The sequence below is a fragment of the Kineothrix alysoides genome, from assembly GCF_000732725.1.
GTDB lineage: Bacteria > Bacillota > Clostridia > Lachnospirales > Lachnospiraceae > Kineothrix > Kineothrix alysoides.
This window is the reverse complement of record NZ_JPNB01000001.1, coordinates 1,290,876-1,304,407: the sequence shown is the minus strand read 5'-3', so window position 1 is coordinate 1,304,407 and position 13,532 is coordinate 1,290,876. Positions and strand designations below refer to the sequence as shown.

Genomic DNA, 13,532 nt, shown 5'->3' with positions numbered 1-13,532 from the left:
AATACCTCCCTATCGATAAAAACATATGGTTTAAACGGGAATTATATTTTTTATGAAGGAACGCCTATGTATCGGGCACGGGCCGTATTTTTTCAGGGCTTCTACATGAATCTGTGCTCCATAGCCTTTGTTGGCGGCAAATCCGTATTCGGGAAAAATACTGTCATACTGCACCATCAGCCTGTCCCTCGTTACCTTCGCGATAATGCTCGCTGCGGCAATAGAGGCACTCTTTGCATCTCCCTTGATAATAGGAATCTGTCTGATATCCACAAGGGGAATCGTCACCGCATCGTTCAGCAGCAAATCCGGCTTGACAGAAAGATTGTCTATAGCCTGACGCATCGCCTCATAGGTTGCCTGCAGTATATTAATTTCATCAATTCTCTCCGGAGCCACATAACCCAGTCCCGTGGCGACCGCTTCCTTCATAATAACGTCATATAACTCTTCTCTCTTTTTTTCGGACAATTGTTTGGAATCATTAAGATACAAAATGTCACAATCTTTTGGCAAAATTACTGCTCCTGCCACTACCGGCCCCGCTAAAGGCCCCCGCCCCACCTCGTCGATGCCGCAGATATAAGCAAAATCGCAGTATTCTCTCTCATACCGGAACATTTGCTCCATTCTTTCTCTTTCCTTATGTAAAGCTTCCAACTTCTTTTTTGCAGAAAGGATGATTACCTGTACCGCTTTTCTCTCATCGGCAGAATAACTTTCTATTAATTCAGGCAGCTTTTCGATGTCGGCTGCCTGAAAAATCTTCTTTATATCGATTGTTTTTACTTCCACTGTTTTGTCTCCGTCCCTACTGGTGTTTTAAGATGCCGAAATCCTCCAAAGGCCAAATACGAATCCATGCTCTTCCTATAATGTTATCTCTGGAAACATTGCCCACTGCAGGGTCTCTGCTGTCAGAGCTGTTGTTTCGGTTATCGCCCATCACGAAATACTCGTTCTCTCCCAAGGTGACCGGTTCCTTCGCCCGCCCGGCATCCAAAATGACCTCTTTTCCGTAATGCTCTTCAAGGGCCTCTCCGTCGATATAAATAACACCGTCTTCATCGATATAAACACTTTCTCCCGGCAAACCGATAATTCTCTTAATATAGAAGGTATCTTTCGCATATTGAAACGGAAATACCACAATATCGAATCTCTTAGGGTCATTAAAACGGTAAGTGATCTTATCCACGATCAAATTATCGTTATCGCTAAGGGTCGTCTCCATGGAGCTTCCAATCACCTGCGTCCGCTGACCGATAAAATGAATAACCACATAGGTCAAACAAAGCACCACAAGCAGATATACGCTGGTACTCAATATTTCTTTTAACATTTTCTTCATTCTTGAACCATGCCCTTCCAAACCGGCATATTATGTCAGCTTATTTTAATAGTATATCTCAAATCATTCCGGAAATTCCAGCGTAATTCTTCCCAGCTTTCCGCTCCTGAAATCTTCCACTACACTGGCAGCGGCTCTTTGCAAATCCGGCTCCTCGCCCTTCAAATAGCAGTGTCTTGCAATACATATCTTGCGAAGCATATCAGAAGTGTTTCCGCCTGGCTCCACCTCGTAGCGTTTTTCCAATGCCCCGTCATACTTCTCCTGCAAAAAATGTATCAAATCCAAGGACAATTCATCGATATGAAGAATCTCATCGTTCATAGAACCGATGAACGCGAGCTTCATCCCTACCGCCTGATCTTCGAATCTGGGCCATAAGATGCCTGGCGTGTCCAAAAGTTCGATTCCTTTGTTCAAGCGGATCCATTGCTTCCCCTTCGTAACACCCGGCTTGTTTCCCGTCTTTGTACATGCCTTTCCCGCAAACGTATTGATGAATGTCGATTTCCCCACATTTGGTATTCCTACAACCATAGCCCGAACAGGTCTGTTGATGATACCTCTTCTTCTGTCTCTTTCTATTTTTTCCTTACAAGCCTCTTGTACGACACCTTGTATCGCTTTTATTCCCGTACCGTTTTTTGAGTTTATCTCCAGCACATAGAAGTCCTTTTTCTTAAAATATTCCGCCCAAAGCTTATTATATTTGGGGTCCGCCAAATCCGATTTGTTAAGGAGAATCAATCTTGCTTTATTTTTTCCCAATTCGTCGATATCGGGATTGCGGCTGCTGAGAGGAATTCTGGCATCGACTAGCTCGATTACCAAATCTATCAGCTTGATGTCCTCTTGCATCATCCGCTTTGCCTTAGTCATATGCCCTGGGTACCACTGATAATTCATATTCTATAACTCCTAATTTTATTTTAAACTATTATTGTATAAGCCCCATTCCATCGTTCTCTGCCCTCATATGAAACCATGCTTTCCCATAGATGGTATCTCTATTCACCGGGCCTATATTGCCCGAACGGCTGTCCTCGCTTATATTTCTGTTATCGCCCAAAACGAAGTATTCATCATTTTTTAAAATGATTTCATTTTCCGCAATCCCCGCATCCTCCATTTTATCGTATGTCTCGTTGTCCTCGGGAACTCCGTCCACATAAAGCTGTCCGTCGATGATCTGAACCGTCTCACCCGGCAGCGCTACTACACGCTTTATGTAATAATGGGCGTTTTGATTGCCGTTGGGAAGGAACACGATGACATCTCCCTTCTTCGGAGAGGTCAGTTTATAACCGAAGCGGTTAATCAGTATCTGCTGTCCGTTATACAACGTCGGCTCCATAGATACTCCGATGACATTGGTCCTCATTCCCACGCTGAACACAAAAACGGCGGCAAGCAAAATAGCGGCAAAGGTGCCGAACACCATGCCGAAAATTTCCCTCACTACATGGAGGCTTATCCGCTTCTTTTTCTCATAAAAGCTAAGACCCTTGCTTCTTCTCATCTTCTTGTTCCCGTTCATTATGTCAAAATAAAACGCTTCGCTAATTGTAATACCTATGATTAGTATACAATAAAAAACAACAAAGAGCAATTACACGCTGATAATTGCTCTTTATTACATCGTCATTATTTTGTTACTGTTCACTCCGTTCACAGTAACGCATGATTTCTGCATTTAAATTCGCTTCGCGAAGCAGAAACCATCTCTTGCATCACGTTCTTACGCAGCTTAACAGCAAGTGTTAAGCTACTGTGTGAACAGTCACATTATTTTACTAATTCTTTTACTTTTGCTTTCTTACCTACTCGGTCTCTCAAGTAGTTCAGTTTTGCTCTTCTTACTTTACCTCTTCTTACTACTTCTACCTTTTCTACGTTAGGAGAATGTAAAGGCCAAGTCTTCTCAACGCCGATACCGTTGGAATTTTTTCTTACTGTGAAGGTAGCTCTGTTGCTTCCACCCTGCATCTTCAAAACGGTACCTTCGAAAATCTGAATTCTCTCACGGTTACCCTCTTTGATTTTACCGTATACTTTTACCGTATCGCCTACGTTAAACTTTGATACGGATTCTTTTAACTGTTCCGCTTCGATTTCTCTAATAATATTACTCATCGTGTGCCTCCTTATTATTTAGATGTTCTTAATACACACAAAGCTGTGCTTTGCAAAGCCACAATTCAAGCGGCTATGATAACAGAGGACCATCCCATTTTCGCAACATGAATACTTTAGCATAACCACATATAAAATGCAAGCTATTTTTTCCCTATTTTCCAACCAAGAGTTACTATATATATACGCTACTGAGAACGTAGTGAATAGGAACATTTCACGACTGCATATCAATAATTTCTTCCGGAGCTATGATTTCTACCCCTTTCGCGCGCAAAGTTTTTTCTGCGAACTCCAGGTCCGAGGTCTTTAGAACCATAGATGCATCATCATTCCCCGTGGACAACGCATACATGTATTCGATATTGATATGCGCATCGCAAATAGGCTCTAACAACTCCTGAAGCATGCCTATGCGATGAGAAATCCTGATAGCCAGCACATCCGTAAGCTTGGAGGAAAAACCGTTCCTCTTCAAGGCATTGTGGGCTGCCTCCGGATTGCTCACCAACAGACGGAGCATACCGAACTTTTCCGTATCCGCAAGGCTTAAGGATACAATATTCACTTCATTGTCCCTGAGCACTTGAAGCACATCCTCCAGACGCCCCTCTCTGTTTTCCAAAAAAACCGACAATTGCTTAATAAACATAAAACCCCTCCAATCTGCGTCCATGCCGCCTGAAAAACTTTATACCAGCTTCCTTTTATCTATGACACGTACTGCTTTTCCCATACTTCTTTCGATGCTCTTAGGCTCCACCAGTTTCACTTTTGCTGCGATACCAAGCGCCTGCTGAAGTGAATGCTCTATCCTCTTCGTCAGCTTCTCAAGCTCCTTGATTTCATCCGAGAAGAATCTTTCGTTTACCTCTACCTGAACCTCTAAAGTATCCAGATTGTTCGCCCTGTCCACAATCATCATATAGTGCGGGCTGGTCTCTCCCATCTCTAAAAGAGCCGCTTCTACCTGAGAGGGGAAAACGTTCACTCCGCGGATGATCAGCATATCGTCGGAGCGTCCTTTGAACCGGCTGATGCGCGGCAGTGTTCTTCCGCATTCGCAGGTTTCATAGCTTATGCTCGTCAAATCTCTGGTCCGATATCTTAAAAGAGGAATTCCTTCCTTCGTAATCGTAGTAAACACCAGCTCTCCCAGCTCGTCCTCCGCTACGGCCGAAAGCGTATCCGGATCAATGACCTCGGGAAGAAAATGATCATCATATACGTGGAGGCCTTTATGGTATTCACAGTCACAAGCCACTCCCGGCCCCATGATTTCCGACAACCCATAAATGTCGTGCGCGTGGATATTCAGCTTCGCTTCTATCTGCTTACGCATATTTTCCGTCCACGGCTCTGCACCGCAGATGGCAACCTTTAGCTTGATCATATCGATTTCGCCGTTCTCCTCCAGCGTCTCCGCGATATGGAGAAGATAAGAGGGGGTGCAGGCGATTGCCGTAGCGCCGAAGTCGACCATCATCGTCGTCAGCTTCTTCGTATTGCCGGTGGACATTGGAACTACCGTGGCTCCCAATTTTTCAGCACCGTTATGAGCACCCAATCCGCCTGTAAAAAGTCCGTAGCCGTAAGCCACCTGAATAATGTCATCCTTAGATACTCCCGCCATCGTAAACGCCCTCGCCACGCATTCGCTCCAAATATCCAAGTCCTTTCTCGTATACCCTACTACTGTTGCTTTTCCAGTGGTTCCGCTGGACGCATGAATTCTGATAATTTCTGACTGAGGAACCGCAAACAGCCCGAAGGGATAATTCTCCCGCAAGTCCGCCTTCGTCGTAAACGGAAGCCTCTCCAAGTCCTCAATTCCCCTGATATCTCCCGGTTCAATGCCGATATTCTGCATCTTTCTCCTGTAAAACGGCACGCTGTGATATACCCTGTCTACCGTCTTTACCAGCCTCGCCCCCTGAAGAACGATTTTTTCATCCCTGCTCATACATTCTTTCGCTTCATTCCAAATCATCTTGTCCGCCCTCTCCCATCGTATATTTATTATGCTACCCTTCGTATCCGATCAAAAACGCCTTTTCGTTAATTTCCACCGTCTTAGGCGGCACTGTTCTCTCAATTACCTTAAGCCAGTCCTCCATCGCGAATTCCATATGCTTTGCCGCAAGTCCCAGCACAATTACGTTAAAAGCTTTAGAATTACCCAGCTTTATCGCTTCCTCCATCGCGTTTACCGTATACACCTTGTGGTCCTTGCTCAAGTTTTCAATAATATCTTTCGGATACTGAGCCGCTCCTGTAACGACAGTGATCGGATCGATTCTCCAGTCGTTGACAATCAACACTCCGTCCTTTTTTAAAAAGTGTACATACCGAAGAGCTTCCAGGCGTTCAAACGCGATCAGGACATCCGCCTGTCCTTCCTCTACGATAGGCTCCCACACCTTTTCCCCATATCTTACAAAGGTTACAACGCTGCCGCCTCTCTGCGCCATTCCGTGTACCTCCGATAACTTTACATCATATCCCGCTTCCTGAATAATTCCTCCGAGAATACGGCTGGTCAGAAGAGTCCCTTGTCCGCCTACACCTACTATCATAATACTTTTTGTCATCATTTTAGTCCTCTCCTCTCTATTTCGCCTGCTTCTCAATTGCTCCGAAGGGGCAAAGCTGCATACATAAGCCACAGCCGTTGCACATCGTTGCATCGATGGAAATGGTGCCGTCTTCATTTTTCGTAAGAGCCGGGCAGCCCGGTTTCAGGCATGCTCCGCATTTTTTACATTTCTCCGGCAAAGGCACACATTTATCAGGAAATACATTGCCCTTTAACAGCACACAGGGGGACTTGGTTATGATCACCGAGATTTCATCCCTTGCAGTCTCTTCCTTAAGAGTCTTTTCCAGGCCGGGAAGATCGAAGGCGTTGATTTCTCTCACATGTTCGATTCCCATGGCCTTGCACAAATGATAGATATTAATAGAAGAAACTGTCTCGCCCTTCAATGTCTTACCGGTAGCCGCATGGTCCTGATGTCCTGTCATTCCGGTGGTGGAATTGTCCAGGATCAAAACCGTTCCCGTACCCTGATTATAAACCATGTTCATCAGGGAATTGATTCCGGTGTGCATAAAGGTGGAATCTCCGATAACTGCTACCCAATTCTTCACATAGTCTTTGCCTCTCGCCTTTTCCATTCCATGAAGGGAGGAAATGCTCGCCCCCATACAAATCGTCGTGTCGATAACACTAAGAGGAGCCACTGCTCCAAGGGTATAGCATCCGATGTCTCCCGCTCCGTGAAGCTTTAATTTCTTCATAACGGAAAATACACTTCTGTGCGGGCAGCCCGGACAGAGAATAGGAGGACGCGCCGGAACCTGCTCCGGCTTCATTTCTTCCCCTTTATTTGAAAGAACAACACGACGCAGCATATTCGAGCTATATTCGCCCTGCTTGGTGAAGACTTCCTTGCCTATGGCCTCGATTCCCCATGATTTTACCTGTTCCTCAATGACCGGCTCCAGTTCTTCAAATATGTATAATTTATCCACCTTAGAGGCGAACTCTTCAATCAATTTACGGGGAAGGGGATGCACTAAGCCCAGCTTTAGTACGGAGGCTTCGGGACACACTTCCTTTACGTATTGATAAGGAATGCCGCTGGTAATGAAACCTACGGAGGTGTCCCCCATTTCCACGCTGTTTATCGGAAAGGTACAGCCCTCCTCCGCGATAGCGTCCATACGCTGTTCCACGATGATGTGTCTTGCTTTTGCCATTCCGGGCATCATGACGAACTTGCTTATATTTCTTTCATATTCTTTATCCGGCACATCGCTTCTCTCCTCCAGGGTAACCATTCCCTGAGAATGAGCTAATCTGGTCGTTGTTCTTACAATTACCGGCGTATCATATTTTTCACTCATTTCAAAAGCGAATTTCACGAAATCCTTCGCTTCCTGGCTGTCGGAAGGCTCCAGCACCGGCACTTGCGCAGCTCTCGCCACGCATCGCGTATCCTGTTCGTTCTGCGAACTATATAGTCCCGGATCGTCGGCGGCTACGAGAACGAGACCTCCGTTCACGCCGCTGTAAGCAGCAGTATACAGCGGGTCGCTGGCTACGTTCACACCTACGTGCTTCATAGATGCCATGGCGCGCACGCCGCTGATAGAAGCTCCTATTGCCACCTCCATCGCGACTTTCTCGTTCGGAGACCATTCAGCATATATTTCATCGTAGTTCACGATGTTCTCACTGATTTCCGTACTCGGCGTTCCCGGATAAGCTGCAGACACCTTCACACCCGCCTCATATGCTCCTCTGGCAATTGCCTCATTTCCTAACATGATTTTTTTCTCTGCCATTTGCTGTTCTTCCTTCCTCGCTTCTCTTATCTTTTCTTCCCCTATTCGTCATAGACTGCGTGTTCTACTCTCTTTTACTGTTGTAGAGCACTAAAATCTTACAGTGTTTTTATTTTAACATATATATCCCTTTATTTCTACTCAAATATGTAAAAGCAAAAGTCTTTTTGTTATCGTTATCCCATAATATATTCAACGATTAGCGGTAACTGTGCCACTACGATTACAAAAAGTGCAGGAATTCCCCAAAAAAGAGGCCTTACATAAAAACCTCCCCATTTCTTTTTCGCACCTTCTCTTGCTTCCTCCTGCAAATCCACACATTCCTCATCCCACCACGTGCCTCTATGAAAAAATTCAGAAGCGAAAAAAACAGCACAAATCAGCCCTAACAGCCCTTCATATATATGAAAAGCCGTTTTCCACCCATAAAAAGTAAAGATAAACGCGAGCAGCGGACAGAGCAAATACCATACTCTGGCGCCGTTTAAGTACCACAGAATTTTTTTATCCGGTTTATGTGAAGCGGGAACAATTCGAATATCCGCCTGCATCTTCCGGTAAACTTCACCGCATGCCTGACAAGTGCTTAAATGCTCCTCTACAAAATCATTGACCTGTGCACTAGTCAAGGCCTCTATATACGCCGGAAGCAATTCTTCCACAATTGCGCATTTTTCATCCTTCATCCCGCTTACCCTCCGCTTCTTCATCATTTTCCAGCAAATCTATAAGTATCTTCTTTGTTCGGAAAAAATTTATCCGGCACCATACATCCGTCTTGCCAAGAATCCTGCCGATTTCTACAAATGACCGTTCTTCAATCAGGCGTAAAATCAACAAGCTCCTGATCGGCTCCTCTTTGGACCTAATATACTGAAGGATACGATGAACAGACTCTCTTTGCACCAGCTTATCCTCAAAATTACCTACTCCGATTGAAATATCGATATCTTCCGTTTGTACTTCTCTCTTGTTCTTCTCCATATAGCTCAGACATTCGTTTCGGGCAATCGTAAAAAGCCATGTCTTCAGCGAGCTGTCCCCTCTAAAGGTTGCCAACCCCTTCATCGCCTTTAGAAACACATTATGTAAAACGTCTTCCGTATCAAAGGAATTTAAAGTTATCATGTAAATATATCCGTATAAATCTTTATAATATTCCTTGTATAAAATACTTATATCGTTTTCCATCTCATAATCCTGCTCAACTTTATCCCGGTACGGAATCACTGTTTATATGTTCTTACATAATTAGACAGCTCAATCGCGGTTTTCGTTACATTTTTTATTAACGATTACCCAATACAGCTCATCCTTAGATATGCAAAGCCCTAATTTCTCCTGAAGACGCAGCGATGCCTCATTCTCTGTCAAAACATCCCCATAAGGAGTAAAGCCATTTGCCAAATGACGGTTTATCATATACGCTTCCAAGGAGGCAGCCAAGCCCCTTCGTCGATATTCTTCATAAATCTCCAGTATTCCTAAGCTTCCTTCCTTATGCTCTCCTGCAAACCCTGCCAGCCTTCCTTCTACAAAAGCCCCTGCCAGTTTCCCTCCAAGAAGCTGTTCCCTTATATAATCCTCAGAAACCATATGATAATGCTCGATGACTTCCTCCAAATATTCTATTCCAAGCGGCCTGATCTCTATCTCTTTCGAAACGAAAAGAGGAACCTTCTGCGTATAGACCGCATGCCTGACAGGAATTATTTCTTCTATCTGAAATCGTTCTTCAACCTTCCTAAGCAAATATTCCTGATGGACAACAATTTGATTCATTCCCCTTTCATAAGGCAACTCCTTTACCATTTCTTCTGCCGAAGCCTCTCCAAATGCCGCCAGCATATAAACATCGGCATCCGCATCCCATACCGTCACGCCTCCCGTTTCATTATATACAAGCTCACCCCTGCCCCGCCGCAGGCTTTCTATCATATCCATATATAAAAACTTATTCTTCTTTAACAGCCGTTCGATAACACGACGTTTCTCCTCATATTTCTCATACAGATCCGGCCGCCTTCCCTTCGTTCTGAGTATAGACTGCTCCTGCCTCCATGCCTCAATTTTCGCATGATTCCCTGACAAAAGCACAGACGGCACACGCTTCCCCTTCCATTCCTCCGGCCTGGAATATTGAGGATATTCCAACAAGTCATTATGAAAAGACTCGAAATCCGCCGAAGTCTCATTATTCAACACCCCGGGAACAAGTCTGGCTATCGCATCGATCATCACCATCGCCGGAAGTTCCCCTCCCGTCAACACATAATCGCCTACAGACACATAATCTGTAACAATCTCCTCCAGAACCCGCTCATCGATTCCCTCATAATGCCCGCAAAGAAATATCAGATCCTGCTCCCTGGAAAGCTCCTTCGCCATCTTCTGGTCGAACCGCCTTCCCTGCGGCGTCAAATAAATCACCCTGACCTTCTCCGCTTCAATCCCTTCCTTCACCGACAAATACGTATCATAAACAGGCTGTGCCTGCATAAGCATACCTGCACCGCCTCCATATGGATAATCATCCACCTTCTTATGCTTGTTTTCCGTATAATCCCTAATATCCACCGGATGCAAAGAAATACATCCATTCTTCAAAGCACGCCCCAAAATACTGGCCTGCCCCCCCTGCGATATCATCTCCGGAAATAGCGTCAAAACATGAAAATTCATGACATCTTCCATCCCTTCCTCTATTCGTTAAAGTTCAGCCTTCGGCTAAGCTGCAACATGTATGCACACAAAATCTATTCTTCCAAAAGCCCCTCCAGCAAATGCACCTTCATCTCCCCCTTCTCCATATCCACATCCAATATGCATTGCTTAATCGCCGGAATCAAAAGCTCTTTTCCATCCTCCATCTCCACCACATAAACATCATTCGCCCCCGTCTTAATCACATTAGAAAGAACCCCGAGGTACCTTCCGCTATCTTCAGCCACCTTCATCCCAATCAAATCCGCAATATAATACTCATTCCTACGAAGCCTCTGCGCATTCTCCCTCGTCACATAAAGCTCCTTCCCCTTATACTTCTCAATATCATTAATATTATCAATCCCCTTAAATTTCACAATCGCAAACTTCTTAAAAAATTTAACCCCTTCAATCTCCAGCTCCACTTCTTCCTTCCCCGTATCCAAAACAACCTGCTTCAGCGACTTAAACCTCTCCAAATCATCCGTAGTAGGAAAAACCTTAACTTCTCCCTTAATCCCATGCGTCGAAGCAATAACCCCAACTCTCAACTTCTCTTCCATACCAATTCCTCTCTCCATCCACTCAATCTTAACTCCCCACTCCATCCCGACAAAGTCCTGCCCCTCCAAGTCACCCTCTCAACCCCCAACAAAAGCATTCCTTCTCAACTAGCACCTATTCATCCCATTCCCACAACTTCCCGCCTATCAACTCTCACCACATCCACGCCATCCCTCAGCTTCCGCCGCCAATAACCTTCCATCCTACTCCATTTCGTTACGTAGTGGGAGCCTTTCTTCGGCAGTTTGGGTTCGTTTCCGTCAGCACGGGCCCTGGTTTTCTTAATGAAACCACAAAAACGAGGGCAAACGCCGCAAGGACGCGGCGTTTAGGCAGCACAGCACACGGATGTGCTTTGCTGCCGACCCGACCGTCGCCACCACCTACCGGTTTCATTTAGAAAACCAAGGCCCCGCGCGTCGGAAACGAACCCAAAGCTGCCGAAGAAAGGCTCTCGCCACCCAACCAAATCCCCATCATACCAAAAATGAGGATGGCCCATACCTCTCCATCCTCATTCTCCCAATCGGTTTAAACGATTTCTACATCCACTCTCTTATTGTCTTTGGATGACGCTGCCTTCACAACAGAACGAATCGCTTTCGCAATTCTGCCTTGTTTGCCGATTATTTTTCCCATATCGGACTGGGCAACGTGAAGCTCGACAACTACATTCTTGCCTTCTACCTTCTCCGTTACCACAACCTCATCCGGATTGTCAACAAGTGCTTTTGCAATTACTTCAACTAATTCCTTCATAGTCCACCTCCAAAAGCGACCGGTCCTATTTCGCAATACCTGCCAATTTGAAAATCTTGTTAACAACTTCTGTGGGCTGAGCTCCGTTTGCAAGCCATTTCTTAGCCAACTCCTCGTTTACCTTGAATGTGCTCGGATCTGTGCTAGGATCATACGTTCCGATTTCCTCGATAAATCTTCCATCTCTGGGAGATCTGGAATCTGCTACGATGATTCTATAGAAAGGAGCTTTCTTCTGACCCATTCTTCTTAATCTGATTTTAACTGCCATGTTTTTCACCTCCGCAAAATTAATTTTTTATATGTTAAAACGGAAATTTCATACCGCCGAACATACCTCGTCCTTTTTTGCCGCCCATCATGCCGGGCAACTGTTTCATCATTTTCTGTGACTGCTCAAACTGCTTTACAAAACGGTTTACTACCGCAATGTCTACGCCTGCGCCTCTTGCAATCCGGCTCTTTCTGCTCAGATTCAAAAGTTTCGGGTTCTCCCTCTCCGCCAGTGTCATGCTGAGCACGATCGCTTCCATTCTCGAAAGCTGCTTTTCATCCACCATAGACTCCATGTCGCCAAGCTGTTTTCCCATCCCCGGCATCATCCCCATGATACTGGAAAGACCGCCCATCTTTTTCATCTGCTTCATACTTTCCAGATAGTCATTGAAATCGAACTTGCCCTTTTTCATCCGGGCAGCCATTTCTTTTTCTTTACCTTCATCGATATCCAAGTTAGCCTGAACCTTGTCGATAAGAGTAAGCACATCGCCCATTCCTAAAATACGGCTGGCCATTCGGTCAGGATAGAACTGCTCCAAATCCGAAAGCTTTTCTCCCATACCTACATAGAGAATCGGCTTACCCGTCACCGCCTTTACAGAAAGTGCGGCACCGCCTCGCGTATCACCGTCCATCTTCGACAAAACAACGCCGTCAATACCGACTTTTTCATCGAATTCCTTTGCCACATTCACGGCATCCTGTCCGGTCATGGCATCCACTACGAGAAGCGTCTGATGAACTTCTACATTAGCCTTTATATTTTGAAGCTCCATCATCATATCTTCATCGATGTGAAGGCGCCCTGCCGTATCGAGAATTACTACATTGTGTCCGTTTTTACCTGCGTGCTCCATGGACGCCTTGGCAATATCAACAGGATTGTGGTGCTCACCCATGGAAAAAACATCCACTTCCTGCTTTTCACCGTTTATCTGTAACTGCTTGATTGCTGCCGGACGATAAATATCGCAGGCTACCAACAGAGGCTTCTTGCCCTTCAGTTTCAATTTACCGGCAATCTTGGCTGTAGTAGTGGTCTTACCGGCACCCTGAAGACCGCACATCATAATTACGGTTATCGATTTACCGGGCTGCATCTGGATCTCCGTCGTCTCGGAGCCCATCAGCGTCACCATTTCCTCGTTTACTATCTTTATCACCATTTGACCGGGATTGAGACCATTCATTACGTCAACGCCGACCGCTCGTTCTTCCACCGCTTTTACGAATTGCTTCACTACCTTGAAGTTAACATCCGCTTCCAGCAATGCCATCTTTACTTCTTTTAAGGCGGCTTTCACATCCTCCTCAGTCAAACGGCCTTTGCTTCTTAAATTTTTAAATACATTCTGCAATTTGTCCGTCAAACTTTCAAATGCCATAG

General features: G+C 45.3%; 16 protein-coding genes. All 16 read right to left on the bottom strand.

Translation table 11 applies throughout. The features are described from left to right. Positions 1 to 30: 30 nt before the first annotated feature. Positions 31 to 795: a ribonuclease HII gene (locus CC90_RS0106155; protein ID WP_031389922.1), complete on the bottom strand. Its 765-nt coding sequence runs from the start codon at positions 793 to 795 to the stop codon at positions 31 to 33. Positions 796 to 811: 16 nt separating this feature from the next. Then, positions 812 to 1,351 carry a signal peptidase I gene (gene lepB / locus CC90_RS0106150; protein WP_031389921.1) on the bottom strand — a complete coding sequence of 180 codons (540 nt, stop codon included), beginning with the start codon at positions 1,349 to 1,351 and terminating at the stop codon, positions 812 to 814. A 63-nt stretch (positions 1,352 to 1,414) separates the two neighbouring features. Beyond that, on the bottom strand, positions 1,415 to 2,257 hold the full coding sequence (ylqF, locus tag CC90_RS0106145; protein WP_031389920.1) for a ribosome biogenesis GTPase YlqF: 843 nt from the start codon (positions 2,255 to 2,257) through the stop codon (positions 1,415 to 1,417). Positions 2,258 to 2,288: 31 nt separating this feature from the next. After that, positions 2,289 to 2,870, bottom strand: a complete 582-nt coding sequence (gene lepB / locus CC90_RS0106140; protein WP_031389919.1) for a signal peptidase I — start codon at positions 2,868 to 2,870, stop codon at positions 2,289 to 2,291. A gap of 266 nt (positions 2,871 to 3,136) precedes the next feature. Beyond that, complete coding sequence (gene rplS, locus CC90_RS0106135; RefSeq protein ID WP_031389918.1) at positions 3,137 to 3,484, bottom strand: 50S ribosomal protein L19; 348 nt, start codon at positions 3,482 to 3,484, stop codon at positions 3,137 to 3,139. Between the two features lie 217 nt (positions 3,485 to 3,701). Next, positions 3,702 to 4,136, bottom strand: a complete 435-nt coding sequence (locus tag CC90_RS0106130; protein ID WP_031389917.1) for an amino acid-binding protein — start codon at positions 4,134 to 4,136, stop codon at positions 3,702 to 3,704. 39 nt (positions 4,137 to 4,175) lie between these two features. Then, positions 4,176 to 5,474 (bottom strand): phenylacetate--CoA ligase family protein, encoded by a 1,299-nt coding sequence (locus CC90_RS0106125; RefSeq protein ID WP_031389916.1) that lies wholly within the window; start codon positions 5,472 to 5,474, stop codon positions 4,176 to 4,178. A 34-nt stretch (positions 5,475 to 5,508) separates the two neighbouring features. Beyond that, positions 5,509 to 6,078 (bottom strand): indolepyruvate oxidoreductase subunit beta, encoded by a 570-nt coding sequence (locus CC90_RS0106120; RefSeq protein WP_031389915.1) that lies wholly within the window; start codon positions 6,076 to 6,078, stop codon positions 5,509 to 5,511. A gap of 16 nt (positions 6,079 to 6,094) precedes the next feature. After that, entirely contained in the window at positions 6,095 to 7,834 is a 1,740-nt protein-coding gene (iorA, locus tag CC90_RS0106115) for an indolepyruvate ferredoxin oxidoreductase subunit alpha (RefSeq protein WP_031389914.1), read from the bottom strand. A gap of 176 nt (positions 7,835 to 8,010) precedes the next feature. Continuing rightward, complete coding sequence (locus CC90_RS0106110) at positions 8,011 to 8,523, bottom strand: zf-HC2 domain-containing protein (RefSeq protein ID WP_031389913.1); 513 nt, start codon at positions 8,521 to 8,523, stop codon at positions 8,011 to 8,013. Beyond that, complete coding sequence (locus CC90_RS0106105; RefSeq protein WP_031389912.1) at positions 8,513 to 9,028, bottom strand: RNA polymerase sigma factor; 516 nt, start codon at positions 9,026 to 9,028, stop codon at positions 8,513 to 8,515. The genes CC90_RS0106110 and CC90_RS0106105 overlap by 11 nt, the downstream gene beginning before the upstream one ends. Before the next feature lie 69 nt (positions 9,029 to 9,097). Next, positions 9,098 to 10,531: a tRNA (guanosine(37)-N1)-methyltransferase TrmD gene (trmD, locus tag CC90_RS22160; RefSeq protein ID WP_242843251.1), complete on the bottom strand. Its 1,434-nt coding sequence runs from the start codon at positions 10,529 to 10,531 to the stop codon at positions 9,098 to 9,100. Positions 10,532 to 10,593: 62 nt separating this feature from the next. Beyond that, entirely contained in the window at positions 10,594 to 11,106 is a 513-nt protein-coding gene (gene rimM, locus CC90_RS0106095) for a ribosome maturation factor RimM (RefSeq protein ID WP_031389910.1), read from the bottom strand. Positions 11,107 to 11,638: 532 nt separating this feature from the next. Next, positions 11,639 to 11,866, bottom strand: a complete 228-nt coding sequence (locus tag CC90_RS0106090; protein ID WP_031389909.1) for a KH domain-containing protein — start codon at positions 11,864 to 11,866, stop codon at positions 11,639 to 11,641. Positions 11,867 to 11,891: 25 nt separating this feature from the next. Further along, complete coding sequence (gene rpsP / locus CC90_RS0106085) at positions 11,892 to 12,137, bottom strand: 30S ribosomal protein S16 (RefSeq protein WP_031389908.1); 246 nt, start codon at positions 12,135 to 12,137, stop codon at positions 11,892 to 11,894. Between the two features lie 34 nt (positions 12,138 to 12,171). Next, on the bottom strand, positions 12,172 to 13,530 hold the full coding sequence (gene ffh / locus CC90_RS0106080; protein ID WP_031389907.1) for a signal recognition particle protein: 1,359 nt from the start codon (positions 13,528 to 13,530) through the stop codon (positions 12,172 to 12,174). Between the last annotated feature and the right edge of the window lie 2 nt (positions 13,531 to 13,532).

What these genes read in the sequence shown, in the direction of transcription:
- CC90_RS0106120 (WP_031389915.1), bottom strand. Translation starts at nt 6,078, where the DNA reads ATGATGACAAAAAGTATTATGATAGTAGGTGTAGGCGGACAAGGGACT.
- CC90_RS0106125 (WP_031389916.1), bottom strand. Translation starts at nt 5,474, where the DNA reads ATGATTTGGAATGAAGCGAAAGAATGTATGAGCAGGGATGAAAAAATC.
- ffh (WP_031389907.1), bottom strand. Translation starts at nt 13,530, where the DNA reads ATGGCATTTGAAAGTTTGACGGACAAATTGCAGAATGTATTTAAAAAT.
- CC90_RS0106090 (WP_031389909.1), bottom strand. Translation starts at nt 11,866, where the DNA reads ATGAAGGAATTAGTTGAAGTAATTGCAAAAGCACTTGTTGACAATCCG.
- ylqF (WP_031389920.1), bottom strand. Translation starts at nt 2,257, where the DNA reads ATGAATTATCAGTGGTACCCAGGGCATATGACTAAGGCAAAGCGGATG.
- trmD (WP_242843251.1), bottom strand. Translation starts at nt 10,531, where the DNA reads ATGGAAGATGTCATGAATTTTCATGTTTTGACGCTATTTCCGGAGATG.
- CC90_RS0106105 (WP_031389912.1), bottom strand. Translation starts at nt 9,028, where the DNA reads ATGGAAAACGATATAAGTATTTTATACAAGGAATATTATAAAGATTTA.
- rplS (WP_031389918.1), bottom strand. Translation starts at nt 3,484, where the DNA reads ATGAGTAATATTATTAGAGAAATCGAAGCGGAACAGTTAAAAGAATCC.
- iorA (WP_031389914.1), bottom strand. Translation starts at nt 7,834, where the DNA reads ATGGCAGAGAAAAAAATCATGTTAGGAAATGAGGCAATTGCCAGAGGA.
- lepB (WP_031389919.1), bottom strand. Translation starts at nt 2,870, where the DNA reads ATGAGAAGAAGCAAGGGTCTTAGCTTTTATGAGAAAAAGAAGCGGATA.
- rimM (WP_031389910.1), bottom strand. Translation starts at nt 11,106, where the DNA reads ATGGAAGAGAAGTTGAGAGTTGGGGTTATTGCTTCGACGCATGGGATT.
- rpsP (WP_031389908.1), bottom strand. Translation starts at nt 12,137, where the DNA reads ATGGCAGTTAAAATCAGATTAAGAAGAATGGGTCAGAAGAAAGCTCCT.
- CC90_RS0106130 (WP_031389917.1), bottom strand. Translation starts at nt 4,136, where the DNA reads ATGTTTATTAAGCAATTGTCGGTTTTTTTGGAAAACAGAGAGGGGCGT.
- lepB (WP_031389921.1), bottom strand. Translation starts at nt 1,351, where the DNA reads ATGAAGAAAATGTTAAAAGAAATATTGAGTACCAGCGTATATCTGCTT.
- CC90_RS0106110 (WP_031389913.1), bottom strand. Translation starts at nt 8,523, where the DNA reads ATGAAGGATGAAAAATGCGCAATTGTGGAAGAATTGCTTCCGGCGTAT.